The organism is Polaromonas aquatica (assembly GCF_042659145.1).
In the GTDB taxonomy this organism is placed as follows: Bacteria; Pseudomonadota; Gammaproteobacteria; order Burkholderiales; family Burkholderiaceae_C; genus Polaromonas; species Polaromonas aquatica.
In genome coordinates this window covers 70,220-94,299 of the sequence record NZ_JBHSRS010000001.1, presented here as the reverse complement: position 1 = coordinate 94,299, position 24,080 = coordinate 70,220, and the positions used below count along the sequence as shown (strand labels likewise).

18 protein-coding genes are annotated in these 24,080 nt (G+C 61.0%); 15 read left to right on the top strand and 3 right to left on the bottom strand.

All coding sequences use genetic code 11. The annotated features are described in order from the left end of the window. Nucleotides 1–11 precede the first annotated feature (11 nt). Entirely contained in the window at nucleotides 12–290 is a 279-nt protein-coding gene (locus ACFQND_RS00455) for a TFIIB-type zinc ribbon-containing protein (RefSeq protein WP_371434697.1), read from the bottom strand. A gap of 16 nt (nucleotides 291–306) precedes the next feature. After that, nucleotides 307–987, bottom strand: coding sequence for a Bax inhibitor-1/YccA family protein (locus ACFQND_RS00450; RefSeq protein ID WP_371434698.1), 681 nt, complete (start codon nucleotides 985–987; stop codon nucleotides 307–309). Nucleotides 988–1,102: 115 nt separating this feature from the next. Here ACFQND_RS00450 and ACFQND_RS00445 point away from each other — a divergent pair, with 115 nt between their 5' ends. Further along, entirely contained in the window at nucleotides 1,103–1,984 is an 882-nt protein-coding gene (locus ACFQND_RS00445; RefSeq protein ID WP_371434699.1) for a LysR family transcriptional regulator, read from the top strand. Between the two features lie 347 nt (nucleotides 1,985–2,331). Here ACFQND_RS00445 and ACFQND_RS00440 read toward each other — a convergent pair whose 3' ends face one another. Beyond that, nucleotides 2,332–3,387 carry an AraC family transcriptional regulator gene (locus ACFQND_RS00440; RefSeq protein WP_371434700.1) on the bottom strand — a complete coding sequence of 352 codons (1,056 nt, stop codon included), beginning with the start codon at nucleotides 3,385–3,387 and terminating at the stop codon, nucleotides 2,332–2,334. A 128-nt stretch (nucleotides 3,388–3,515) separates the two neighbouring features. On the opposite strand from ACFQND_RS00440, the gene ACFQND_RS00435 reads away from it, so the two are divergent. The 14 genes from ACFQND_RS00435 to uvrA all read left to right on the top strand — a co-directional run bounded on the left by ACFQND_RS00435 (nucleotide 3,516) and on the right by uvrA (nucleotide 24,025). Beyond that, nucleotides 3,516–5,243, top strand: a complete 1,728-nt coding sequence (locus tag ACFQND_RS00435; RefSeq protein ID WP_371434701.1) for an AMP-binding protein — start codon at nucleotides 3,516–3,518, stop codon at nucleotides 5,241–5,243. Nucleotides 5,244–5,257: 14 nt separating this feature from the next. Further along, nucleotides 5,258–6,883, top strand: coding sequence for a carboxyl transferase domain-containing protein (locus ACFQND_RS00430; RefSeq protein WP_371434702.1), 1,626 nt, complete (start codon nucleotides 5,258–5,260; stop codon nucleotides 6,881–6,883). A 13-nt stretch (nucleotides 6,884–6,896) separates the two neighbouring features. Continuing rightward, the gene (locus ACFQND_RS00425; protein WP_371434703.1) at nucleotides 6,897–8,030 is read left to right on the top strand and encodes an acyl-CoA dehydrogenase family protein; all 1,134 of its coding nucleotides are present in this window, start codon (nucleotides 6,897–6,899) and stop codon (nucleotides 8,028–8,030) included. Between the two features lies 1 nt (nucleotide 8,031). Further along, complete coding sequence (locus ACFQND_RS00420; protein WP_371434704.1) at nucleotides 8,032–8,820, top strand: enoyl-CoA hydratase/isomerase family protein; 789 nt, start codon at nucleotides 8,032–8,034, stop codon at nucleotides 8,818–8,820. Further along, nucleotides 8,817–9,485 (top strand): DUF4126 domain-containing protein, encoded by a 669-nt coding sequence (locus ACFQND_RS00415; protein WP_371434705.1) that lies wholly within the window; start codon nucleotides 8,817–8,819, stop codon nucleotides 9,483–9,485. Before ACFQND_RS00420 ends, ACFQND_RS00415 begins: the two co-directional genes overlap by 4 nt. 110 nt (nucleotides 9,486–9,595) lie before the next feature. Beyond that, entirely contained in the window at nucleotides 9,596–11,587 is a 1,992-nt protein-coding gene (locus ACFQND_RS00410; RefSeq protein WP_371434706.1) for an acetyl/propionyl/methylcrotonyl-CoA carboxylase subunit alpha, read from the top strand. Between the two features lie 42 nt (nucleotides 11,588–11,629). Continuing rightward, the gene (locus ACFQND_RS00405) at nucleotides 11,630–12,559 is read left to right on the top strand and encodes a 2-hydroxyacid dehydrogenase (protein ID WP_371434707.1); all 930 of its coding nucleotides are present in this window, start codon (nucleotides 11,630–11,632) and stop codon (nucleotides 12,557–12,559) included. Between the two features lie 4 nt (nucleotides 12,560–12,563). Continuing rightward, complete coding sequence (locus ACFQND_RS00400; RefSeq protein ID WP_371434708.1) at nucleotides 12,564–13,472, top strand: hydroxymethylglutaryl-CoA lyase; 909 nt, start codon at nucleotides 12,564–12,566, stop codon at nucleotides 13,470–13,472. A gap of 157 nt (nucleotides 13,473–13,629) precedes the next feature. Next, nucleotides 13,630–14,397 (top strand): YbaK/EbsC family protein, encoded by a 768-nt coding sequence (locus ACFQND_RS00395; RefSeq protein ID WP_371434709.1) that lies wholly within the window; start codon nucleotides 13,630–13,632, stop codon nucleotides 14,395–14,397. Nucleotides 14,398–14,426: 29 nt separating this feature from the next. After that, the gene (locus tag ACFQND_RS00390) at nucleotides 14,427–15,089 is read left to right on the top strand and encodes a 2-hydroxychromene-2-carboxylate isomerase (protein ID WP_371434710.1); all 663 of its coding nucleotides are present in this window, start codon (nucleotides 14,427–14,429) and stop codon (nucleotides 15,087–15,089) included. 190 nt (nucleotides 15,090–15,279) lie between these two features. Then, on the top strand, nucleotides 15,280–16,938 hold the full coding sequence (locus ACFQND_RS00385; RefSeq protein ID WP_371434711.1) for an MFS transporter: 1,659 nt from the start codon (nucleotides 15,280–15,282) through the stop codon (nucleotides 16,936–16,938). A 106-nt stretch (nucleotides 16,939–17,044) separates the two neighbouring features. Continuing rightward, complete coding sequence (locus tag ACFQND_RS00380) at nucleotides 17,045–17,212, top strand: hypothetical protein (RefSeq protein ID WP_371434712.1); 168 nt, start codon at nucleotides 17,045–17,047, stop codon at nucleotides 17,210–17,212. Nucleotides 17,213–17,425: 213 nt separating this feature from the next. After that, nucleotides 17,426–17,911, top strand: coding sequence for a hypothetical protein (locus ACFQND_RS00375; protein ID WP_371434713.1), 486 nt, complete (start codon nucleotides 17,426–17,428; stop codon nucleotides 17,909–17,911). Between the two features lie 231 nt (nucleotides 17,912–18,142). Further along, nucleotides 18,143–24,025 (top strand): excinuclease ABC subunit UvrA, encoded by a 5,883-nt coding sequence (gene uvrA, locus ACFQND_RS00370; protein ID WP_371434714.1) that lies wholly within the window; start codon nucleotides 18,143–18,145, stop codon nucleotides 24,023–24,025. The last annotated feature ends 55 nt before the right edge of the window (nucleotides 24,026–24,080 follow it).

Here is a 24,080-nt window from a genome sequence, read left to right as displayed (position 1 = left end):
TCGGGCGGCCGTCAGTCGAAGATCTCGCTGAGCCATGACTTGTGTTTGCGCTTGCCGCCATAGCTGGAGCCGGAGTTGTGGCGGAAGTCCGAGTCCGCAAAGTCGGGACGATGTGCGGGTTGCTGGTACGCAGGTTGCGCTGCGGGTGCCGCAGTAGCGCTGCGCTCTATGAGCTTGTCCAGCTCGCCGCGATCCAGCCACACGCCGCGGCATTGCGGGCAGTAATCGATTTCAACACCCTGGCGATCAGCCATGACCAGGGCGATGTCTTTGCAATGGGGGCATTTCATAAGTTTTTCCTTGTACTTAGTCGTTGTTGCCACCGAAGCCGAACAGGCTCAGCAGGCTGGTAAACAGGTTGAAGATCGAAACAAAAAGGCTCACTGTGGCCAGCACGTAATTGGTTTCTCCGCCATTCACGATGCGGCTGGTTTCGAACAAAATCATCCCGGCCGACAGCAGTGCCACCATGGCTGACACGGCCAGCGACAAGGCGGGCAACTGCAGGAACATTGCTGCCACGCCGGCCAGAAGTGCAATCACCATGCCGGCGAACAGGAAACCCCCCATAAAACTGAAGTCACGCCGGGTTGCCAGCACCCAGCCCGACAAGGCCAGGAAAGTCACGCCGGTCGCACCAAGTGCCAGCGTGATGGCTTGCGCGCCACCCGGCAGGGACAGATGCTTTGCCAGCAGCGGGCCGAGGGTGTAACCCATGAAGCCGGTAAGGGCGAAAACCGCCGGAACAGCCCATCCGCTGTTTTGCAGCTTGTGGATGAGAAACAGCAAACCGAAATAGCCGACCAGCGTCATGATCAATCCGGCGGGCGGCAGTTTGAGCGTGACGCCCAGCGCAGCCACGGCGGCACTGAACAGCAGGGTCATGGACAGCAGGGCGTAGGTATTGCGAAGCACCTTGTGCTGCGCAATGCCGGCACCCCAGCCGGAGCCGGTGGTGGGCGATGAGAGGACTAAAGGACGGTTCATGGTTTGTCTTTCGTGTATGTGCAGAACAGCTACACCTGAAGAAGCGAAGGGTAGGGCTTTAAAGCAGCATAAAAAAGCAGACAATTAATGAATTAATGTCCTTTAAATACTGAATATGAGCCTTGCATTCAACTACCGGCACCTGTACTACTTCTGGGTGGTGGCAAAGGAAGGCGGTATGTCGCACGCTGCCGCGCGACTGGACATGGCGGTCCAGACCGTGAGTGCGCAGGTCCGCGAACTGGAGCGAGACCTGGGATGCCAGTTGCTCAAGCCCGCAGGGCGTGGCCTGGCATTGACCGAAGCCGGGGTGGCTGCACTGCAACAGGCCGAGCAGATATTTCAGCTGGGTGAAGCGTTGCCCGACATTGTGCGTGGTGCCGCCCACGTGACATCCGTGCGGCTCACGGTAGGCATTGCAGATGGCCTGCCGAAGCTGGTAGTGCAACGCCTGCTCAAACCTGTGCTGGGCACGCCCAACCTGCGTCTTGTGTGCCATGAGGGTGAAATGGCCGACCTGCTGGCTGACCTGGCGGTCCACCGGCTGGATGTTGTGCTGTCCGATCACCCTGCGCCATTCAATCGGCATCTGAAGGTGCATAACCACCCGTTGGGCAGCTCCGGGATGGGGTGGTACGCGCCGCAGCACTGGTGGGAACTGGCGCACCAGGGTTTTCCTGCATCGCTGGACAAGGTGCCGGTACTGCTGCCCACCACACACTCCACCGTTCGGGGACGTCTTGATCAGTGGCTGACCCAGCACGCGCTGCGCCCTCGGGTGGTGGGAGAATTTGAAGACAGCGCCCTGCTGGAGACCTTCGGCGGCAGTGGTCTGGGGGTTTTTCCGGCAGCGTTGTCGGTGCAGGACGACCTCATGCAACGTTATCAAGCCAGGCTGCTTGGCTCCTGTGAAGGCGTGGAAGAACACTACTACGCTATCAGCACGGAGCGCAAAGTGGAGCACCCCGTGGTTAGGCGCCTGCTGGCCCAGCGTTGATATACGCGCTGTGGTGCTGCCTGAATCGCCAGTTGCGTGGCTTCGGGCTGCTGCAGCGACCGACTTATAGTGCTATCGGATGGTCATCACGACCTGATTGCCCGTTGGAAATGCCGGGTTATTCATGCTGCCTGTTTTGAAGGCATCCTGTCGGAGGCCACGCCAGCAAAGGCTTTCAGGTGTTGTCCCCATGGGGATACACAAAGTTGTCCACAGAAGCTGTGCATGAGCGAGGCAGGTGATTTCCCCTTGTTCCGATCACCTGCCCGGCCGCTGGCGCAATGGTGAGTGACCATGGGCGCAGTCTGGTGGCTGTTTGCCACAAGTCCTGCCACGAACGGGGCAAATCAGGCCGGCGGATGGTTGCCTAGCCGGAATTCCGCCGGCGACTGGCCGGTCCAGCCGCGAAAGGCGCGCATAAAGCTTTTTTCGTTCTGGAAGCCCGCGGCTTCGGCCACCTGTTTGATCGGGCGATTGGTGCGCAGCAGCAGGTCCAGCGCGCGGTCGCGCCGCACCTCGTCTTTCAGCGCCTGCAGCGATGCGCCCTCTTCCTTCAACTGGCGGTGCAGGGTGCGCGGCGAGACATGCAGCAGCGCGGCCAGGGCGTCGGCGTTGTGGGTTTGTGCCGGGTGGGCGACCAGTGCCTGGCGTACACGTTGCACCAGCAGCCGGTCGCGCCGGTAAGGCAGCACTGTGAGCGGCAGGGCGCGTTGCAGCATTTGCTGGAGGGCGCGCTCGTCGCGCCGCAGGGGCAGGGCCAGGTAACGCGCATCAAACCGTATGCAGGCTGACTCGGCATCAAATGTGGTGGGGCCGGAAAACAGCACATCGTAGATATCGCGGTATGGCGGCGCCGCAAACGGAAGCTGCGCGCCCTGCAGCAGGATGCGTGAATCGATCAGCCAGCAGGCCACGCCGAGGATATTGCGCAGCATGGACACCAGGCAGAACTCGCGCAGGGCGCCCAGGTCGCCATGTTCCGTGATGGTCAGCGTGGCGGTGTCGCCCGCGGTCGTCAGGGTGAGTGTGATGTCGCTGGCAATCAGCCCATGGTGGCGGCACCAGCGTTTGAGTGCCACCCCCAGGTTGGGCGCACTCAGTGATGCGCGCGCCAGCATGCCGTAGCTGCCCCAGGGCAGGCGCCGGCTGAACCAGCCCAGCGCCTCGTCGTCCAGCTCCTGCATCGCGGCGCTGGAGATGCGCTCCATCTGCAGTGCGGTGATGCGTGCTGCCGGATCGAGCAAGGATGACGGCGCAATTTGTGCCTGTGCCAGTGCATTGGACGGGCTCAAACCCCGGCGCTCATATGCCAGCGCAATCGCCCGGATAAAAGCGATAGGCGTGATGGCTGGCGCCGCATCGGGATGCGGCTTGCGGGCGGATGGCGCTGGCGGGCGGGGCATGGCTTTGAGTTTGCCTTTTTGTGGCGCGATTTGCAACCAAAGTGACCATTGGAGATGGCATCGTATTTTCGGGAATGGGCCATACTGTTGTATTCGCCCTGGATGGCGACCGCAAGGAGACAAACAACATGAGCGCAGGACTTTCCACATCGAAACCCCTGACCGGCAGCTTTGACCGGGGTGCGACCGATGTGCCGCTGATCGAGCAACCCATAGGTGCATTTTTTGACGCCGTCGTGGCGCGCCAGCCCGCTCATGAAGCGCTGGTGAGCATTCACCAGGGCCGCCGCTACAGCTACCTCGAACTGCAGCGCGAGGCCAATCGCCTGGCCAGCGCACTGCTGGGGCTTGGCCTGGCAGCGGGTGAACGTGTTGGCATCTGGTCGCACAACAATGCCGAGTGGGTGCTGTTGCAGCTGGCCACGGCCAAGGTCGGCCTGATCCTCGTCAACATCAACCCGGCCTACCGCACGGCTGAAGTCGAGTACGCACTCAACAAGGTCAACTGCAAGGCGCTGGTGACCATGGCCAGCTTCAAGACCAGCGATTACCTCGGCATGCTGCGCGAACTGGCGCCCGAGTGGGCGCATGCACAGCCGGGCCAGCTGGAGTCGGTCAAGCTGCCGAACCTGCGCAGCGTGGTCTGGATTGACGAGCCGGGGCGGGGCGCGGATCAGCCCGGCATGATGCGCTTCTCGGACCTGCTGGTGAGCGGCAACCCTGACGATGCGCGACTGGCTGGCATCGCCGCCACGCTCAAGGCGACCGACCCCATCAATATCCAGTTCACCAGCGGTACCACGGGCTTTCCCAAGGGTGCGACGCTGACACATCGCAATATCCTGAACAACGGCTTTTTTATCGGTGAGGCCATGAAGCTCACGCCTGCCGACCGCCTGTGTATCCCGGTGCCGCTCTACCACTGCTTTGGCATGGTGCTGGGCAACCTGGCCTGCCTGACGCACGGATCGACCATCGTCTACCCGAACGACGGCTTTGATCCGCTCACTGTGTTGCAGGCGGTGCAGGCCGAGCGCTGTACCGGCCTGCATGGTGTGCCGACCATGTTCATCGCCGAGCTTGACCATCCGCGTTTTGCGGAGTTTGACCTGTCCAGCCTGCGCACCGGCATCATGGCCGGCTCGCCGTGCCCGACCGAAGTGATGAAACGTGTGGTCAGCGACATGCACCTGAGCCAGATCACCATTGCCTACGGCATGACGGAAACCAGTCCGGTGAGCTGCCAGAGTTCCGTGGATACGCCGCTGGAAAAACGGGTGTCCACCGTGGGCCTGGTACAGCCGCACCTGGAGGTGAAAGTCATAGATCCCGAGAGCGGCGCGATCGCCCTGCCCGGCGTGTCGGGCGAGCTGTGCACACGCGGTTATTCTGTGATGCACGGCTACTGGGACGATCCGGCCCGCACCGAAGAGGCCATCGATGCCGATGGCTGGATGCATACCGGTGACCTCGCCACCATGGATGACCAAGGGTATGTCAACATCGTCGGCCGCATCAAGGACATGGTGATACGCGGCGGCGAAAACATCTACCCGCGCGAGATTGAAGAATTCCTCTACCGCCACCCCAAGGTGCAGGATGTGCAGGTGGTCGGCCTGCCAGACAAACGTTACGGTGAAGAGCTGTGCGCGTGGATCGTCACCAAACCCGGACAGACGCTGACGGAAGACGAGATCCGTACCTTCTGCAAGGGCCAGATTGCGCACTACAAGGTGCCGCGCTACATTCGTTTTGTGCAGGGCTTCCCTATGACGGTGACCGGCAAGATACAGAAGTTCAAGATTCGCGACGAAATGAAAAGCCAGCTGGGGCTGGAAGAAAACAAAACCGCCTGAAAGAAACCGGATTCATGACCACTACGCTTGCCACCCAACTCAACGCCCGCTCCGCCGACTTCCTTGCCAATGCCGCAGCCATGCGGGCGCTGGTAGACGACCTCAACGAGAAGGTCGCCAAATCAGCTGCAGGTGGTGGTGACGCAGCGCGTGCCAAACACGTTGCGCGGGGCAAGCTTTTGCCGCGTGACCGTGTGCAGATGCTGCTGGACCCGGGCACACCTTTTCTGGAGCTCTCTCCGCTGGCCGGCTATGCGATGTACCCGGACCGTGACGGCAGCGACAGCGCGCCCTGCGGTGGTGTTGTGGCAGGCATTGGCCGCATCAACGGCATCGACTGCATGGTGGTATGCAATGACGCCACGGTCAAGGGCGGCACCTATTACCCCATCACGGTCAAGAAGCACCTGCGCGCCCAGGAGATTGCCCAGCAGAACAACCTGCCCTGTGTCTACCTGGTGGATTCGGGCGGCGCCAACCTGCCGAACCAGGACGATGTGTTTCCTGACCGCGACCATTTCGGCCGCATCTTTTTCAACCAGGCCAACATGAGCGCGCAAGGTATTGCACAAATCGCCGTGGTCATGGGCTCCTGCACGGCTGGCGGCGCCTATATGCCGGCCATGAGCGATGAATCCATCATCGTGAAGAACCAGGGCACGATTTTCCTGGGTGGCCCGCCGCTGGTGAAAGCGGCCACGGGCGAAGTGGTCACTGCCGAAGACCTGGGCGGCGGTGATGTGCATACCCGGCTTTCGGGTGTGGCCGATCACCTGGCGCAAAACGATGCGCATGCACTCGCACTGGCGCGCCAGGCCGTGGCCAGCCTGAACCGTAAAAAGCAGCCGGAGCTAGCCTTGCGCACGCCCGTGCCGCCGCTACACAGCCCGGAAGAGCTTTACGGCGTGATCCCGACCGACACGCGCAAACCGTATGACGTGCGTGAAGTCATCGCCCGCATCGTGGACGGCAGCGAGTTCCATGAATTCAAGGCGCGTTACGGCACCACGGTGGTCTGTGGTTTTGCGCATGTTGAAGGCATGCCGGTGGGCATCATTGCCAACAACGGAATCCTGTTTTCTGAAAGCGCACAAAAAGGCGCGCACTTCATCGAGCTGTGCTGCCAGCGCAAGGTGCCGCTGGTGTTCTTGCAGAACATCACCGGCTTCATGGTCGGGCGCAAGTACGAAAGCGAAGGCATTGCGCGCCACGGCGCCAAGCTGGTCACGGCCGTGGCAACGGCGCAGGTGCCCAAGTTCACCATCATCATTGGCGGCAGTTACGGCGCCGGCAATTACGGCATGTGCGGCCGTGCCTATTCGCCGCGTTTTCTCTGGATGTGGCCGAATGCGCGCATTTGTGTCATGGGTGGCGAGCAGGCCGCCGGTGTGCTGGCCACCGTCAAGCGGGATGGCATTGAAGCGCGCGGCGGCAGCTGGAGTGCCGAGGAAGAGGCCGCTTTCAAGCAGCCCACGCTTGACCAGTTTGCGCACCAGTCCCATCCGTATTATTCAAGTGCCCGGCTCTGGGATGATGGGGTAATTGACCCGGCAGACACACGCCGCGTGCTGGCGCTGGGGCTTTCCGCCACCTTGAACCAGCCTATAGGCGAGCCGAAATTCGGCGTCTTCCGCATGTAAACCGGGATCAGCCATGGACAACATCTTTATCACCCCCGAACACGAACTGCTGCGCGAGCAGGTCGCCCGATTTATCGCCCGCGAGGTTGAGCCCTTTGCCGCGAAGTGGGAAGAAGACGGCTGCGTGCCGCGCGACGTGTTGCGGCGCATGGGCGAAGCCGGTTTTTTCGGTTTGATGTACGAGTCCGAATTTGGCGGCAGCGAGGCGGATGCGCTGACGAACCTGGTGTTTGCGGAGGCGCTGTCGCAGTCCACGTTTGGCGGTTTCATCATCACCGTGCTGGTGCATACCGACATGGCCAGCCCGCATTTGTTCCACGCAGGCAATGCTGCGCAAAAAGCCCGCTATATGCCGGACGTGATTGCCGGCAAGACGATTACTGCCGTCGGCATCACCGAGCCGGGTGCCGGGTCGGATGTGGCCGGCATGCGCATGACAGCCAAGCGCGACGGCGACCACTGGGTGCTCAACGGCACCAAGATGTTTATTACCAATGGGGTCCATGCCAACCTGTATTTTGTAGCGGCCAAGACTGGCACGGCCCGGCACGATGTGTCCATGTTTATTGTTGAAAAGGGCACGCCGGGTTTTACCGTGGGCCGTGCACTGCATAAAACCGGCTGGCTCTCGTCCGACACGGCCGAACTGATTTTTGACAATGTGCGCATCCCCGCTGAAAACCTGCTGGGGGAAGAAGGCAAGGGCTTTTATTCGGTCATGAAGAACTTCCAGACCGAACGCATTGCACTGGCTGCGATGGCTGTGGGCCATTGCACCCGGGCGCTGCAAATGACACTGGACTATGTGCGCCAGCGCCAGGCTTTTGGCGCCACGCTGTGGGACAAGCAGACCATACGCCAGCGCATCGCCATGCTGGACGCCAAGACCCGCGCTGCGCGCCAGTTCATGTACCACTGCGCCTGGTCGGTCACGCAAAAACGCGACATTGTGCAGGAGGTCTCCATGCTCAAGGCGCTGACCGGCGAGCTTGTCAATGAGGTGCTGCAGACCTGCCAGCAGTTCCACGGCGGCATGGGGTTTATCCGCGAAACCGCGATTGAACGCCTGTGGCGCGATGCGCGTGTGCTGGGCATAGGCGGTGGCGCGACCGAAGTCATGCTTGAGGAAGTCGCCAAGAGGTATTGACATGAGCCATTTGCAGATCAATGTCGCCGGTGCGGTGGCCACAGTCACACTCAACCGTCCTGATGTGCGCAACGCCTTTAATGACGAGGTCATTCTTGAGCTGACGGCAGCATTCGGGGATCTGGGGGCGCGGGGCGACGTGCGCTGCATTGTGCTGGCCGCCAACGGCAGTGCGTTTTGCGCAGGCGCAGACCTGAACTGGATGCGCAGCATGGCCGACTACACGCGCGAACAGAACCTTGCGGACGCGGGACGGCTCGCCGGCATGATGCGCGCCGTTTATGAATGCCCCAAACCGACCATTGCCCGCATCCAGGGTGACGTGTATGCCGGTGGCACGGGGCTGGTGGCGGCCTGCGACATCGCTGTCTCCGTCGATACAGCGCAGTATTGCCTGAGCGAAGTCAGGCTGGGCCTGCTACCTTCCACCATCAGTCCGTATGTGATCCGGGCCATGGGCGCGCGTGCCGCGCACCGCTATTTTTTGACGGCCGAGCGTTTCAGCGCGACCGAAGCCTTGCGGATTGGTTTTGTGCATGAGGTCGTGACCACCGCGGCGCTTGATGGCAAGGTCATGGAACTCGCGCAGGCTCTGGTCAATGCCGGCCCCGAAGCGGTCAGGCTTTGCAAAAAGCTGGTGCAGGATGTGGCGGGGTATGACATCACGCCGGAACTGGTCGCCATGACGGTGGGCAGCATTGCCGATGTGCGCGTGAGCCCGGAAGGGCGCGAGGGACTTCAGTCATTCTTGCAAAAACGCAAGCCGAATTGGACGTTGGGAGCACCATGAACCTCGATACCGCACAACTGATCGCCCTAGCCGGCGCCCTGGGTTGGGCCAGCGGGGTGCGCCTGTACCTTGTGGTTTTGCTCACGGGGCTGGCGGGTTTCATGGGCTGGATTGTGTTGCCGCAAGGCCTGCACCTGTTGGCGAATCCCGTGGTTCTGGGCGTCAGCGGGTTTATGGTTTTTATCGAGTTTTTTGCCGACAAGATTCCGGGGCTGGATTCCCTGTGGGATGTGGTGCACAGCGTTATTCGCATCCCCGCCGGCGCGGCCTTGGCGGCCGGCGTTTTTGGTGCTGACAACGGTGTGATGGCCCTGGTTGCCGCCTTGATGGGCGGCACGCTGGCGGCCACCAGCTTTGCGGCAAAAGCCACGACCCGTGCAGCCATCAACACCTCGCCCGAGCCCTTCAGCAATGTCGGCGCCTCCCTGGTGGAGGATGGCCTGGTCCCGGCGGGATTGTGGCTGGCCATTGCACACCCTTTTGTATTTGTTGTGTTGCTGGCCCTGATGCTGGCGCTCAGCGTCTGGTTGATACGCACCTGCTGGCGGTTTTTGCGCCAGCTGTTCTCCCGGGTTGCGCGCATTTTTAGTGGCAAGCCAGACCCCGGCACGCCGAACGCCTTCGCCCTGAAGTCACTTTTTTCAAAGACTGATAAACATGTTTAAAAAAATCCTAATTGCAAACCGGGGTGACCAGCGGCAACGCCGCGCAGCAGCGAAGCTAAATTGCGTGGCACGCGAAGCGTGCTCAGGGTATTTCACCGCGAAAGTCAACCATGTTTAAAAAGATCCTTATTGCCAACCGCGGTGAAATAGCCTGCCGTGTGGCCGCAACGGCGCGGCGCATGGCCATCAAGACCGTGGCGGTCTATTCCGACGCGGATGCCGGCGCCAAGCATGTCGGGTATTGCGATGAGGCGGTGCACATAGGCGGCAGCGCCCCCAAGGACAGCTACCTGCGCTGGGAGCGCATCATTGAAGCGGCAAAGGCCACAGGCGCTGAAGCCATCCACCCGGGTTATGGCTTTCTGAGCGAGAACGAAGAATTTGCGCAGGCCTGCAGTGACGCGGGGCTGGTGTTCATAGGCCCGCCGCCGTCGGCCATCAAGGCCATGGGCCTGAAAGCCGAGTCCAAGCAGTTGATGGAAAAAGCAGGCGTGCCCCTGGTACCCGGTTACCACGGCAGCGACCAGTCCCCCACACTGCTTAAACGTGAAGCCGACCGCATCGGCTACCCGGTGCTGATCAAGGCCAGTGCGGGCGGTGGCGGCAAGGGCATGCGCGCAGTCGACAAGTCCGAAGACTTTGATGCCGCCCTGGCATCCTGCAAACGCGAGGCCATCAACAGTTTTGGCGACGATGCGGTGCTGGTTGAAAAATACGCACAACGCCCGCGCCACATCGAGATACAGGTGTTTGGCGACACGCATGGCAACTATGTTTACCTGTTCGAGCGCGATTGTTCGGTGCAACGCCGCCACCAGAAGGTATTGGAGGAAGCGCCTGCACCCGGCATGACCGAGGCCATGCGCAAGCAGATGGGCGAGGCGGCCTTGGCGGCTGCACGTGCGGTCAATTACGTGGGCGCTGGCACCGTGGAGTTCATTGTTGAACAGCGTGCTGACGGCAGCATGAATTTTTTCTTCATGGAAATGAACACGCGCCTGCAGGTCGAACACCCGGTGACTGAAGCCATCACCGGCCTGGACCTGGTGGAATGGCAATTGCTGGTCGCTTCCGGCCAGAAGCTGCCGCTGGCGCAGGACCAGTTGCGCATCAATGGCCACGCCATCGAGGCACGCATCTGCGCCGAGAACCCGGACAACAACTTCTTGCCGGCAACCGGCACGCTGCACCTTTACCAGAAGCCCGATTGCACCAGCTTTGAAAGAGGCGCCGTACGCGTGGATGACGGTGTGCGTGAGGGCGATGCCATCTCGCCGTTCTATGACTCCATGGTGGCCAAACTGATCGTGCACGGCCGTACCCGTGAAGAAGCGCTTGCCCGGCTTGACGAGGCACTGGCGCAAACCCGCATCGTGGGGCTGAACACCAATGTGCAGTTCCTGCGTTATGTGGTGCGCAGCCCCTCGTTTGCACAGGCCAATCTCGATACGGCGCTGATTCCGCGTGAGAGTGCCGTGCTCTTCAAGCAGGAGCCGGTTGGTCTGGTCATGGCTGCCGCGAGCGCCATTGCCCGGACCCTGCTGGATGAAAAATCCCGCGAAGGCACCGACCCCTTTAGCCGCCGCGATGGCTGGCGCTCTCATGGCGTCAATGTCCGGCGCTTCGAGTTTGAATTCCAGGGCGAGCCGGCCAAGGCCGAACTGACCTACCTGCATGACGGCGCGCTGCATGTGACGGTGGGGGATGTATCGGGACCGCTGGTTTTTTCAGCAAGCCCCAAGGGTATCGACCTCCAGTTTTCGGGCCAGCGCATGACTGCGGCGGTTTACAGGCAGGGGGAGGTGGATCATGTGTTTACGGCGCGTGGCGCCACCCATATCACTGTCATCGATTTGCTGGAGCATGCAGGTCACGGTCCGGCCGAAGGCGGACGGTTGACAGCACCCATGCCCGGCAAGGTGGTTTCTTTTGCCGTCAAGGCCGGTGACAAGGTGAGCAAGGGCCAGGCCCTGGCCGTCATGGAAGCCATGAAAATGGAGCACACCATTGCAGCGCCTGCCGACGGCACGGTGCTGGAAATTTTGTATGCGCCGGGTGACCAGGTCGCAGAAGGGGCCGAGTTGCTCAAGATAGAGGTCTGAGCCGCCTGGCCGGGCTGCGGTGGGCTGGTTTAATACCTGACCATGCGAGTTACTTTTTGTTGTACCGATACCAAAGCCCAACCCTGGCTGGAGGGGCTGCGGGCGGCCTTGCCAGGGGCCTCAGTTGATTTGTGGTCGGCCGGTGCGGCCCCGGCCGACTATGCGGTGGTCTGGGTGCCGCCGCAGCAGTTTTTTGACGAGCAGGCCGGGCTTAAAGCGGTCTTTAATATTGGCGCCGGTGTTGATGCGCTCATGAAGCTGCGGCTGCCCGCCGGTGTTCCTGTCGTCCGGCTGGACGATGCGGGCATGTCGGCGCAAATGGCCGAGTACGTGTGCCATGCCGTGATCCGGCATTTCCGTGAATTCGATGCCTATGAGGCCGAGGTCGCCGAAGGCAAGTGGTCCTATCGCAAGCCACATCAACGTGAGGATTTTCCCGTCGGTGTGATGGGCCTGGGTGTGCTGGGCGAGCGTGTGAGCCGGGCGCTGGCGCAGTTTGATTTCCCTGTCGTGGGCTGGAGCCGGTCTGCGAAAACCGTGGCGGGTGTGAAGTGTTTTTCCGGCGAGGCCGGGCTGCACGATTTCCTGGCAGCCACCCGTATCCTGGTTTGCCTGCTGCCCCTGACGCCAGACACGCAGAACATCCTGCGGCGTGAAACGCTGCAGCGCTTGCTGCCGGGAGCCTACCTCATCAATGTGGCGCGTGGTGGCCACCTGGTGGATGATGACCTGATCGCACTGATTGACAGCGGACACATGGCAGGTGCGACGCTTGATGTATTCCGGACTGAGCCTTTGCCCGCAGCGCACCCTTTCTGGTGCCATCCAAAAATTACCATCACGCCACATACTTCGGCCCGGACCCTGCGCGAAGAAAGCATTGCCCAGATCGCCGGGAAAATCCGGGCCCTGGACCGCGGTGCTTCAATTGCCAGCCTGGCCGGTGTGGTTGACCCAAAAAAAGGATACTAGGCAGATGAAATACCCATCCAAAGTAAAACTGGTTGATGTAGGCCCCAGAGACGGCCTGCAAAATGAAAAAGCTCCTGTGCCTGCGGCCGTCAAGATCGAGCTGGTGCATCGCCTTCAGGATGCCGGTCTGACGGAGATCGAGGTCACCAGTTTTGTCTCGCCGAAGTGGGTGCCACAAATGGCCGACAACGCGGAGGTCATGGCCGGCATACACCGCAAGCCGGGTGTGCGTTACTCGGTGTTGACACCCAACATGATGGGTTTTGATGCAGCGGTATTGTCGAAACCCGATGAGATCGTGGTGTTTGCCGCTGCCAGCGAGGCCTTCAGCCAGCGCAATATCAACTGCTCCATCGCTGAAAGCATTGAGCGCTTCCGGCCGGTGGTGGCTGCGGCCAAGGCCCGCAACATTTATGTGCGCGGCGCAATCTCCTGCACTGTGGGTTGTCCTTATGAAGGCGAAATCCAACCCGAGCGTGTGGAACTCGTCGCGCGGCTCATGAAGGACATTGGCGTCCAGCACATCGGCGTGGCGGACACGATTGGCGTAGGCACGCCGCTCAAGGTGCAGCGCGCCATGGAGGCTGCGCTCAGGCACTACGCCATCAACGACGTGTCCGGCCACTTCCACGACACTTATGGCCAGGCACTGGCCAACACCCTGGCCGCGCTGGAAATGGGCATCTGGCAATTCGACGCCTCGTCAGCCGGGCTGGGCGGCTGCCCGTATGCCAAGGGCGCAACAGGCAATGTCGCGACAGAAGACGTCGTGTACATGCTGCAGGGCATGGGCATTGAGACCGGCATCGATCTCGACAAACTGATCGACGCCGGGAAATTCATCAGCGACTTTCTGGAGCGCAAGCCGAACTCGCGCGCTGCCACGGCCTTGCTGAACAAGAGGGCAGGCTAAGTGCGCCGCGCCGGGCCACCCCAAGCAAGCACGGCCCCCTCGGGGGGCAGCGCATTACACGAAGTGAAAAGCGTGGGGGTCAATGCAAACCGCGACGGACCGCCCCCAGCAAGCACAGCCCTCTCGGGGGGCAGAGAGCTACACGAAGTGAGCAAACGTGGGGGCTACTAATATGTGCGGTGCCGAGTTGGTATCCTTGCCTGAAGGTGTGCAGCGGGTCGCGGCTTTGCTTGACCGCCAGGGCCATCCCTATCCTCCAGTGATGCTTGACGATGCTGCACGCACCGCGCAACAGGCTGCTGACGCGCTGGGTGTTTCCGTCGGCCAGATCGCCAAGAGCATTGTTTTTCGCCGCCGCTCGGATGATGTCGCCATCCTGGTAGTGACCTCCGGCGACCAGCGCGTCGATGAAAAAAAACTGGAAGCGCTGGTCTGCCCTGATGGTAAACGGCTGGGGCGGGCCGATGCGGAGTTTGTCAAAAGCCGTACCGGGTTTTCAATAGGCGGCGTGTCGCCGTTCGCACATGCGACCGCCACGGTGATCATGATTGACCGGTCGCTGTTCCGCTTCGGGGAAATCTGGGCCGCCGCCGGCCACCCGCATGCGGTGTTCCGGCTTTCGCCCCAGGACCTTGAGCGGCTGACCGGCGCCCCGGTTGCCGATCTTGCGGTGGATGTGGATGAAGAAAAAGTCGCCCTGCAGCGCGCTATTACTTTAGTAGCTATACGTGCCCGTACTGTGGCGGCCGCAGCGGACATTCCTTCACCATGCATTTCCATTTGCCGCATGAGCGACAGCACGGGTTTGTGCATGGGTTGCTTTCGCACGCGTGACGAAATTGCGGGCTGGAGCCGGGCCGATGACGACGGCAAACGAGCCACCTGGAAACTGATCGAGCAGCGCATGGCTGCCTTGCAGTCATAAAGATACTTAAAAGAAGGGGTTTGCCCGGCATGAAGCACATCACGTTTTATCTTGACTTCATCTCGCCTTATGCCTACCTGGCGTTCGAGCAGTTGCCAGACGCCCTTGCAGGCACAAGTTACAGCGTTGGCTACAAGCCGGTTCTGTTTGCCGGCCTGCTCAAGCACCATGGGCAACTGGGCCCTGCGGAGATAGCGCCCAAGCGCGACTGGACCTACCGCCAGGTCTTGTGGCTGGCGCATACCTTGGGCATCCCGTTGCAGATGCCGGCCAGCCACCCGTTCAATCCGCTGCCGCTGCTCCGGCTGTCCCTCGCCTGCAGCCCTGAAGCGGAACCCGGCCAGCCCAGCCGTTATGTGTGTGAAAGCATCTTTCGCCATGTCTGGCGCGGTGGAGCCGATGCCGCCGATGTGTCGCGTCTTGCGGCACTTGCACAAGCGCTCGTGCCGCAACAGCAGCAAGGCAGGGAGCGTGATGACCAGGTCAAGGCGCAACTGAAAAAAAATACCGAAGACGCCATCGCCAAAGGTGTTTTTGGCGTGCCCATGTTTGCCGTCGATGACAAGCTTTTCTGGGGCCTGGACGCCTTGCCCATGCTGCGAGGCTACCTGCTGGGCGAGCCGTGGTTTGAAGGCGAGGACTGGAAAAATGCCTGTCAGGTTGCTGTGGGCGTCAGCCGACGGTCTGAGTGAAAGGCTAGGCGTTTTCCCGTAGACGCTTCGCATGCTGAAAAGTTTTTCTGGGGTTTCCCCTTGACTTGTCAGCCTCGCATAAGTTTCGCGCAAGCTCCTGTTATTTTCACGTCAGAGCTGGGTCAGACATCCCCAAAATAATCAGTGCAGCTCCCATTTTGGGAGCCCCTACTATTTTGGAGACAAAAACATGTCAACAGCAGTCGACAACAGACCCATGTCAGCTGAGCAGAAGAAAGTGATCTTCGCCTCATCGCTGGGCACCGTATTCGAGTGGTACGACTTTTACCTGTACGGCTCACTTGCAGCCATTATTGCCAAGCAGTTCTTCAGCGGACTGGACAGCGGCTCCGCATTCATTTTTGCGCTGCTGGCCTTTGCCGCCGGCTTCATCGTGCGTCCCTTCGGCGCACTGGTGTTCGGGCGGCTGGGCGACATGATTGGCCGCAAGTACACCTTCCTGGTCACCATCGTGATCATGGGCTTGTCCACCTTCATCGTGGGCCTGCTGCCCAGCTATGCATCGATTGGCGTCGCGGCTCCGGTGATCCTGATTGCCCTGCGCATGCTGCAGGGCCTGGCGCTCGGCGGTGAGTATGGCGGTGCTGCCGTGTATGTGGCGGAACACGCTCCTGCACACAAACGCGGTGCCTATACGTCCTGGATCCAGACCACGGCAACGCTGGGCCTGTTCCTGAGCCTGTTGGTCATCCTGGGTGTGCGTACCGCCATCGGCGAAACTGCATTCGCCGACTGGGGCTGGCGCATTCCGTTCCTCGTCTCCATCTTTCTGCTGGCAGTGTCTGTCTACATTCGTTTGTCCATGAACGAATCGCCAGCGTTCCAGAAGATGAAGGCAGAAGGCAAGACCTCCAAGGCGCCACTGTCCGAGTCTTTCGGCCAGTGGAAAAACCTGAAGATCGTCATTCTTGCACTGGTGGGCCTGACCGCCGGCCAGGCCGTTGTCTGGTATTCCGGCCAGTTCTATGCACTGTTCTTCCTGACGCAGGCGCTCAAGGTGGATGGCCCTACGGCCAACATCCTGGTGGCCTATTCCCTGATCCTTGGCACGCCGTTTTTCGTGATCTTCGGCACACTGTCCGACAAGATCGGCCGCAAGCCCATCATCATGGCAGGCTGCCTGCTGGCTGTGGTCACCTACTTCCCGGTGTTTACTGCATTGACCAAGGCTGCCAATCCTGACCTGGCAGCAGCACAGGCCAAAAACAAGGTGACGGTGACGGCTGATCCGAACGAATGCTCCTTCCAGTTCAACCCAACGGGTACTGTCAAGTTCACCAGCTCCTGCGACATCGCCAAACAGGTGCTTGCCGGTGCATCGGTGAGCTACGACAACGTTGCAGCACCTGCCGGAACTGTCGCCAGCATCAAGATTGGTGAAGCCTCCATTCCAAGCTACGCCGCCAAGGGCCTGAGCGCTGACGAAGCCAAGAAGAAGGATGCCGAGTTCAAGAAACTCGTCGCGGATGACCTGAAAGCCGCAGGCTACCCAACGAAAGCCGACCCGGCCAAGGTCGACAAGGTCATGGTGACCATCATCCTGTTCTACCTGGTGCTGCTGGTCACCATGGTGTACGGCCCGATTGCGGCCATGCTGGTCGAGCTGTTCCCTACGCGCATTCGTTACACCTCCATGAGCCTGCCGTACCACATCGGCAACGGCTGGTTCGGCGGCCTGCTGCCAACAACGGCCTTTGCCATCGTGGCGCAGACCGGCAACATGTACAACGGCCTGTGGTACCCGATCATCATCGCGGGTGTCACCCTGGTTGTGGGTACGCTGTTCATCAAGGAAACCAAGGACGTCGATATTTACGCCGACGACTGATGAGCCGTCAGGCGGCGTGGGCCAAAGCCCATGCCGACCTGAACAGATTTGTGAAAGTTTGCAGGCCCCCGTCATATGGCGGGGGCTTTTTTTTAGGAGTTTTGATATGTGGAAACTAGTGATCGGCTTTGTCGTGATTGCCGGGCTTGCCCTGTTTTTGCTCAACAAGGGCGGCGATATTGATATGGGGGGTGAAAAGCATGGTCTGCAGGAATCCGGCACTCCTTTATCCCAGTCGCCGCCGGCTGGTGGGCGTTTGGCGCTTATTGCCTGAACCGCTTCCCCGCAGGCACTTGCGGGCAGGGCGACACGCCTTTGGCGAAAACCGTGAAGCCGGCTTGCCACCTCCTCCATAACACTGATGCGCAGCCCATGAAAATGGGTTAAATTGATTTGAGTCGGGCATAAAAACACATAACAGCGTTGCTCAACTACAAGTCACTGCTTGCTACAGACCCCGGTAGCGGCATCAATTGGAGACAAGCCAATGATTTATATAAAAACAGAGTTGGGTCAAACCGCGTTACAGGACCGTTCGCTGGCGCTGACACCGCGCCAGCGCTCTGCCTTCATCATGTTCGATGGAAAGCGCAATCTGGCCGAGGTCATGAAAGCCACCCTGGGCCTGGGTGTGACGCAGGATGATGTGGACCGTCTGGTGTCCCTTGGCCTGCTTGTGCAGCAGGCATCGCCGTCAGTCGAAAAATTCACTGCTGCAACTGCACCACCGGCTGCCGCCGCACTTTCGCAGACGCCTGATGGACAGCCAACGCTCAGTGCCCAGGCACATTATTCAAAAGCCTATCCGATCGCGATACGTTTGACGGCTGGTCTTGGCTTGCGCGGTTTCAGGCTGAACCTTGCAGTTGAAGGCGCCACAGACCTCGACAAGCTCAAGGAACTCGCGCCGAAAATCCGGGAAGCCGTGGGCCCCGAGAAGTTCCTGGAACTCGAAAACGCCTTGTATTACTGAGGCATGCCCGGCTATTAGGCCGGTGCCCGCTCCGGCTTCTGGCCGCAAGCATTGCGAACGGTCCGTGGCGGCCCCGTCAGTCTGGATCTGCAGATCAATGTACTCAAAAATCCGCGCCCCCGTTTTGGCAGGCCGGTGCAAAACCCGCATTAAAAAGGGCTTTAAGTCCACCCCCTGCTTTCGGCGCTGCCCTGTCTAGAATGTTTGACTTCTTCAGGAAAGCACCCATACATGTCCCAGGGCACCATCCGCATTCGCGGCGCGCGTCAGCACAACCTCAAAAACCTTGACCTGGACATCCGCACCGGTGAAATGACGGTGGTCACCGGGCCCAGCGGCTCGGGCAAATCCTCGCTGGTGTTTGACACGCTGTTTGCCGAGGGCCAGCGCCGCTATGTGGAGACTTTTTCTGCTTATGCCCGGCAGTTCCTGGACCGCATGGACAAACCCGCCGTGGACAAGGTCGAAGGCGTGCCGCCTGCGATTGCGATTGACCAGACCAATCCCGTGCGCAGCTCACGCTCGACCGTGGGCACCATGACGGAGCTCAATGACCACCTGAAACTGCTCTATGCACGTTCTGCACAGCTGTTCGACAAACAGACCGCGCAATCGGTGCGCCATGACAGCCCTGAGTCCATCTATGCGGAAATCATGGAGCGCACGAAGACCGGTGACAACCGTGTCGTGATGACCTTCCCGGTCGAGTTGCCCGGTAACACCAGCGCGGAACAGCTCGAACAATGGCTTTCGGCCAGTGGCTTCACGCGTGTGCATGTGCAGCGGGAGGTCGCCACACCCGCCGGGCCGCACAAACTGCTCGACGTAGTGGCGGATCGTTTTCGTATCCAGTCCATAGAAAAAGCACGCGCGATTGAAGCTATTGAGACAGCACTCAAACGTGGCGGTGGCCGCCTCAATGTCTATGTACAGAAAATTGGGGTAGACGGAACAGATACCGAGGAAATGTGGCGCTATTCAACCGGCCTGCATTGCCCTGACAGCGACACACGTTACACCGACCCGACGCCTTCGCTGTTCTCATTCAATTCCGCCATGGGCGCATGCGCCACCTGCCGGGGTTTTGGCCGGGTGATAGGCGTGGATTACGGCCTGGTCATTCCGAACGACAAGCTCACCCTGCGTGCAGGCGCCATCAAGGTCATGCAGACGCCTGCATGGAAAGAGGCGCAGGACGATTTGATGCGCCACGCCGAAGCGGCAGGCATCCCGCGCGACACGCCCTGGTACAAGCTCACGCCGGAGCAGCAGGGCTGGGTCATCAACGGCTCACCGAGCTGGAATGGCAAATGGAACCAGCACTGGTTCGGCATTAAACGCTTTTTTGAATACCTCGAAAGCAAGGCCTACAAGATGCACATCCGTGTGCTCTTGTCCAAGTACCGCAGCTACACGCCGTGCGAGACCTGCGGCGGTGCACGCCTGCAACTGGAGTCGCTGCTCTGGCGCCTGGGCACCAGGGAGGCCGCCGACGCCGTGCTGCCGCCCACGGAACGTTTTATGCCCGTGGGCGTGAAGTGGAGTCGCGCACAGCTTGAGGCCTTGCCCGGCCTGTGCCTGCATGATTTGATGCGCCTGCCGATTGAGCGCCTGCAAAAGTTCGCCGGCAGTCTTTCGATTTCGGCCGTGGGTGATGACGCGGAGCAGAAAGCGCTGAAGTCGCTGTTTGAGGAAATCCAGACGCGGCTCAAATATTTGTGTGATGTCGGCATTGGCTATCTCACGCTGGACCGGCAAAGCCGCACGCTCTCGGGTGGCGAGGTGCAGCGCATCAACCTCACGACCGCGCTGGGCACCTCGCTGGTCAACACACTGTTTGTGCTGGACGAACCTTCAATCGGCTTGCATCCACGCGACATGAACCGCATCACCCAGGCCATGCATCGTTTGCGCGATGCGGGCAACACGCTGGTGGTGGTGGAGCACGATCCGGCCGTCATGCTGGCCGCCGACCGCATGATAGACATGGGGCCTGGACCCGGCGAGAAGGGTGGCCAGATCGTGTTTGACGGCACACCCGAAGACCTCAAACATGCCGACACGCTGACCGGCGCCTACCTGGGCTCGCGCAAGCAGGTCGGCATGGGCATCAAGCGTGCGGTGACCGACAACACACCGCGCCTGATTCTTGAAGGTGCACGCGACCACAACCTGAAGAACCTGACGGTGGACTTTCCGCTGCAACGGCTGGTGGTTGTCACCGGCGTCAGCGGCTCCGGCAAATCCACGCTGATGCAGGACATCCTGGCACCGGCATTGCTGCGCCAGTTCGGCAAGGCGACAGAAACACCGGGCCTGCACGACCGACTGATGGGTGCGGACCACCTGACCGATGTGGTGTTTGTGGACCAGTCACCGATTGGAAAAACCGCGCGCTCCAATCCTGCAAGCTATGTGGGCGCATGGGATGCCGTGCGTGAGCTGTTTGCGCAGGCGCCGCTGGCAAGGCAGCGCAGTTACACGGCCTCAAAATTCAGCTTCAACAATGGCGACGGGCGCTGCCCGACCTGCGGTGGCTCGGGTTTTGAGCATGTGGAGATGCAGTTCCTGAGCGACGTTTACCTGCGTTGCCCGGATTGCGACGGCAAACGTTACCGGCCCGAGATACTGGAAGTCACGATTGAACGCAAGGCGATTGGGCAAGCCCTGCCCAGAGTACTCAGCGTGGCGGATGTGCTGGACCTTACCGTGAGCGAGGCCGTGCAACTGTTTGCGCAGGATCGTGAGGTGGTGCGCGCCCTGCAGCCGATAGTGGATGTGGGCCTTGAATATGTGAAGCTGGGCCAGCCCGTGCCCACGCTGTCAGGCGGTGAAGCGCAGCGGCTCAAGCTCGCGGGCTTCCTGGCCGATGCAAGCAAAACACAAAGCGTCAGCAAACAGTCGCTGGCACTCCGGATGCCGGGGCGCGGTACCTTGTTCCTGTTTGACGAGCCGACCACCGGCCTGCATTTTGACGACATCGCCAAGCTCATGCGCGCACTGCGCAAGCTGATCGATGCCGGTCATTCGTTGATCATCATCGAACACAACCTGGATGTGATCCGTTCCGCCGACTGGCTGATTGACCTTGGTCCCGATGGTGGTGAAGCCGGCGGTTTGCTGGTGGCCGAGGGCACGCCGGAGCAGGTGCGCGAGCACCCGACCTCGCACACCGCGCTGGCGCTGCGCGAATACGAAGCCGCCATGGGCAAGGTGCATGGTGTCGAAGAGGCCCGTCCCAAGGCCTGGAAAACCCGGCCGGCCTTCAGCAACCTGATACAGATCGTCAACGCCAAGGAAAACAACCTCAAGAGTTTGTCGGTCGACATTCCGCGCGGCAAGTTCAATGTGGTGACCGGCGTGTCTGGCTCGGGCAAGTCCACACTGGCCTTTGACATTTTGTTCAACGAAGGCCAGCGGCGTTACCTTGAATCGCTCAATGCCTATGCGCGCAGCATTGTGCAACCGGCGGGCCGGCCCGAGGTCGATGCGGTGTACGGCATTCCGCCCACGGTGGCGATCGAGCAGCGCCTGTCGCGCGGCGGGCGCAAGTCCACCGTCGGCACCACAACAGAGGTCTGGCATTTCCTGCGCCTGCTTTACGTCAAGCTCGGCGTGCAGCACTGCACTAAGGATGGCGCGGCCGTGATGCCGCAAAGCCCTGAGAGCATCGCAGCGCAACTGCTCAAGGCCTACCGCGGCAAACACATAGGCCTGCTGGCGCCGCTGGTGATTGCCCGCAAGGGTGTCTACACCGAGCTGGCCGACTGGGCGCGGCCGCGCGGCTACACGCACCTGCGTATTGACGGCGAGTTTTTGCCGACCACCAACTTTCCGCGCATTGACCGTTTCAAGGAGCACACGGTCGAGTTGCCGGTTGCCGACATCCATGTCACGCCCGAGAACGAAGCGGTGCTGCGTGCAGCGCTCGCCACCGCGCTGCAACATGGCAAGGGCGTGGTGCATGTGCTGGCGCCGCTGGACGGCCTGCGCGGTGCCATGCTGGCGGGCACATCTACCAAGGCGATTGGCAAACTCGAAGCCTCTTCCACCAAACGCGCCTGCCCGGTCTGCTCAACCTCATATCCCGAGCTTGACCCGCGCCTGTTCAGCTACAACAGCAAACATGGCTGGTGCCCCGATTGCGTGGGCACCGGTGTCAAGCTCACCAAAGAGCAGCGCAAGGTATTTGACGACTCTGTGCGTGACGACGACAACAAGGGCCGCGAGCAGAGTTTTGCGGAGCCTGAAGCCGAAGACGTGGTGGACACCGTCTGCCCGGGCTGCGAAGGCACGCGCCTGAACAAGCTGGCGAGGGCGGTCAAGTTCGCCGGCGTGGGTATTTCCGAGATCGCACGCCTGTCGGTGACCGACGTGCGCGCCTGGGTTGAAAAGCTCGACCTGGTGGGCCGTGAAGCCGGTATCGCGCGAGACCTGGTCCCCGAGATCAAAAGCCGCCTCGAGTTCCTCGAAGACGTGGGCCTGGGTTACCTCACGCTGGATCGCGGCGCACCGACGCTTTCGGGCGGCGAGGCGCAGCGCATTCGCCTGGCCGCGCAGCTGGGATCCAACCTGCAGGGCGTCTGTTATGTGCTGGACGAGCCGACGATTGGCCTGCACCCGCGCGACAACCAGATTTTGCTCAGCGCGCTTGGCAAGCTCAGCGAACGCGGCAACACGCTGGTCGTTGTAGAGCATGATGAAGACACCATTCGCCGCGCCGACAACATCATCGACATCGGTCCGGGCGCAGGCAAACGCGGTGGGCGGCTGGTGGCGCAGGGCACGGCGGCGCAGCTGTCGGCAGTGCCGGATTCGCTGACGGGCCGTTACCTGGCGAATCCGCTGATTCACCCCTTGCAGATACGCCGTGAAACGCAGCTGGGGCTGGACCCGGATGCAGCAGTGGCGCCGGGCGCCGGTTCCGGTCCTGCCGCCAAGCCCCTGAGCAAACAAAAGCAGGCACTGCTCAAGGCCGCCGCGCTAAAGGCTGCGGCAGCCAGTGCGAGTGCCTTGCACAATGCAGCGCCCGCTGCCGCCACGCCTTTCACCTCGTGGCTCAAGGTCGTCAACGCAGACCTGCACAACCTCAAGGACGTCTCCATTGATGTGCCGCTGTACCGCCTGGTGGCCGTCACCGGCGTGTCGGGTTCGGGCAAGTCCACGCTCGCGCGCGATGTGTTGCTGACCAATGTGCATGCCGCCGTCATGCAGCGCTCGACCAAAGCCGGCCGCGATTCTGACGATGCCGGCAAACACCCGGCATGGACGGGCTGCGAGCGCATTGAAGGCTACCGCGTGGTTGACCGTGTGCTGGAAGTGGACCAGACCCCGATAGGCAAAACACCGCGCTCCTGCCCGGCCACCTACATCGGTTTCTGGGACACGATTCGCAAGCTGTTTGCCGACACGCTGGAGGCCCGGGCACGCGGTTATGCGGCGGGGCGCTTCAGCTTCAACACCGGCGAAGGCCGTTGCCCGACCTGTGAAGGCGCCGGCGTACGCACGATTGGCATGAGCTTCTTGCCTGACGTGAAGGTGCTGTGCGAAACCTGTCACGGCGCGCGCTTCAACCCCGAGACACTGGCTGTGACCTGGCGCGGCAAAAGCATTGGTGACGTGCTGAAGATGGAGGTTGACGAGGCGGTGGACTTTTTTGCCTCCATGCCCAACATCAGCCATCCGCTGCAGTTGCTGAAAGACGTGGGCCTGGGCTACCTTACGCTGGGCCAGCCGTCGCCGACTTTGTCGGGCGGCGAGGCGCAGCGCATCAAGCTGGTGACCGAACTGTCCAAGGTGCGTGACGACATCACACGCCGTGGCCAGAAGGCGCCGCATACCTTGTATGTGCTGGACGAGCCCACGGTGGGCCTGCACATGGCCGACGTCGAAAAGTTGATCCACGTGTTGCACCGCCTGGTCAATGGCGGCCACAGCGTGGTGGTGATCGAGCACGACCTGGACGTGATTGCCGAGGCCGACTGGGTGATTGACCTGGGCCCCGATGGCGGCAATGCCGGTGGCACGGTGGTCGCCTCCGCGCCACCCGAAACGGTGGTGAAGCTGGGGACGCACACCGGCAATGCCTTGCGGGGTGTGCTGGCACGGGTGTAAGTGTGTATTTTGCTATCAAATGGATAGCTGGTTGCGCGCATATCCAGCCGGCCAG

Excerpts from the sequence above, each read along its gene's own strand:
- ACFQND_RS00420 (WP_371434704.1), top strand. The coding sequence starts at position 8,032 with ATGAGCCATTTGCAGATCAATGTCGCCGGTGCGGTGGCCACAGTCACA.
- ACFQND_RS00450 (WP_371434698.1), bottom strand. The coding sequence starts at position 987 with ATGAACCGTCCTTTAGTCCTCTCATCGCCCACCACCGGCTCCGGCTGG.
- ACFQND_RS00380 (WP_371434712.1), top strand. The coding sequence starts at position 17,045 with ATGTGGAAACTAGTGATCGGCTTTGTCGTGATTGCCGGGCTTGCCCTG.
- ACFQND_RS00440 (WP_371434700.1), bottom strand. The coding sequence starts at position 3,387 with ATGCCCCGCCCGCCAGCGCCATCCGCCCGCAAGCCGCATCCCGATGCG.
- ACFQND_RS00400 (WP_371434708.1), top strand. The coding sequence starts at position 12,564 with ATGAAATACCCATCCAAAGTAAAACTGGTTGATGTAGGCCCCAGAGAC.
- ACFQND_RS00385 (WP_371434711.1), top strand. The coding sequence starts at position 15,280 with ATGTCAACAGCAGTCGACAACAGACCCATGTCAGCTGAGCAGAAGAAA.
- uvrA (WP_371434714.1), top strand. The coding sequence starts at position 18,143 with ATGTCCCAGGGCACCATCCGCATTCGCGGCGCGCGTCAGCACAACCTC.
- ACFQND_RS00405 (WP_371434707.1), top strand. The coding sequence starts at position 11,630 with ATGCGAGTTACTTTTTGTTGTACCGATACCAAAGCCCAACCCTGGCTG.
- ACFQND_RS00430 (WP_371434702.1), top strand. The coding sequence starts at position 5,258 with ATGACCACTACGCTTGCCACCCAACTCAACGCCCGCTCCGCCGACTTC.
- ACFQND_RS00410 (WP_371434706.1), top strand. The coding sequence starts at position 9,596 with ATGTTTAAAAAGATCCTTATTGCCAACCGCGGTGAAATAGCCTGCCGT.
- ACFQND_RS00445 (WP_371434699.1), top strand. The coding sequence starts at position 1,103 with ATGAGCCTTGCATTCAACTACCGGCACCTGTACTACTTCTGGGTGGTG.
- ACFQND_RS00455 (WP_371434697.1), bottom strand. The coding sequence starts at position 290 with ATGAAATGCCCCCATTGCAAAGACATCGCCCTGGTCATGGCTGATCGC.
- ACFQND_RS00435 (WP_371434701.1), top strand. The coding sequence starts at position 3,516 with ATGAGCGCAGGACTTTCCACATCGAAACCCCTGACCGGCAGCTTTGAC.
- ACFQND_RS00415 (WP_371434705.1), top strand. The coding sequence starts at position 8,817 with ATGAACCTCGATACCGCACAACTGATCGCCCTAGCCGGCGCCCTGGGT.
- ACFQND_RS00425 (WP_371434703.1), top strand. The coding sequence starts at position 6,897 with ATGGACAACATCTTTATCACCCCCGAACACGAACTGCTGCGCGAGCAG.
- ACFQND_RS00375 (WP_371434713.1), top strand. The coding sequence starts at position 17,426 with ATGATTTATATAAAAACAGAGTTGGGTCAAACCGCGTTACAGGACCGT.
- ACFQND_RS00390 (WP_371434710.1), top strand. The coding sequence starts at position 14,427 with ATGAAGCACATCACGTTTTATCTTGACTTCATCTCGCCTTATGCCTAC.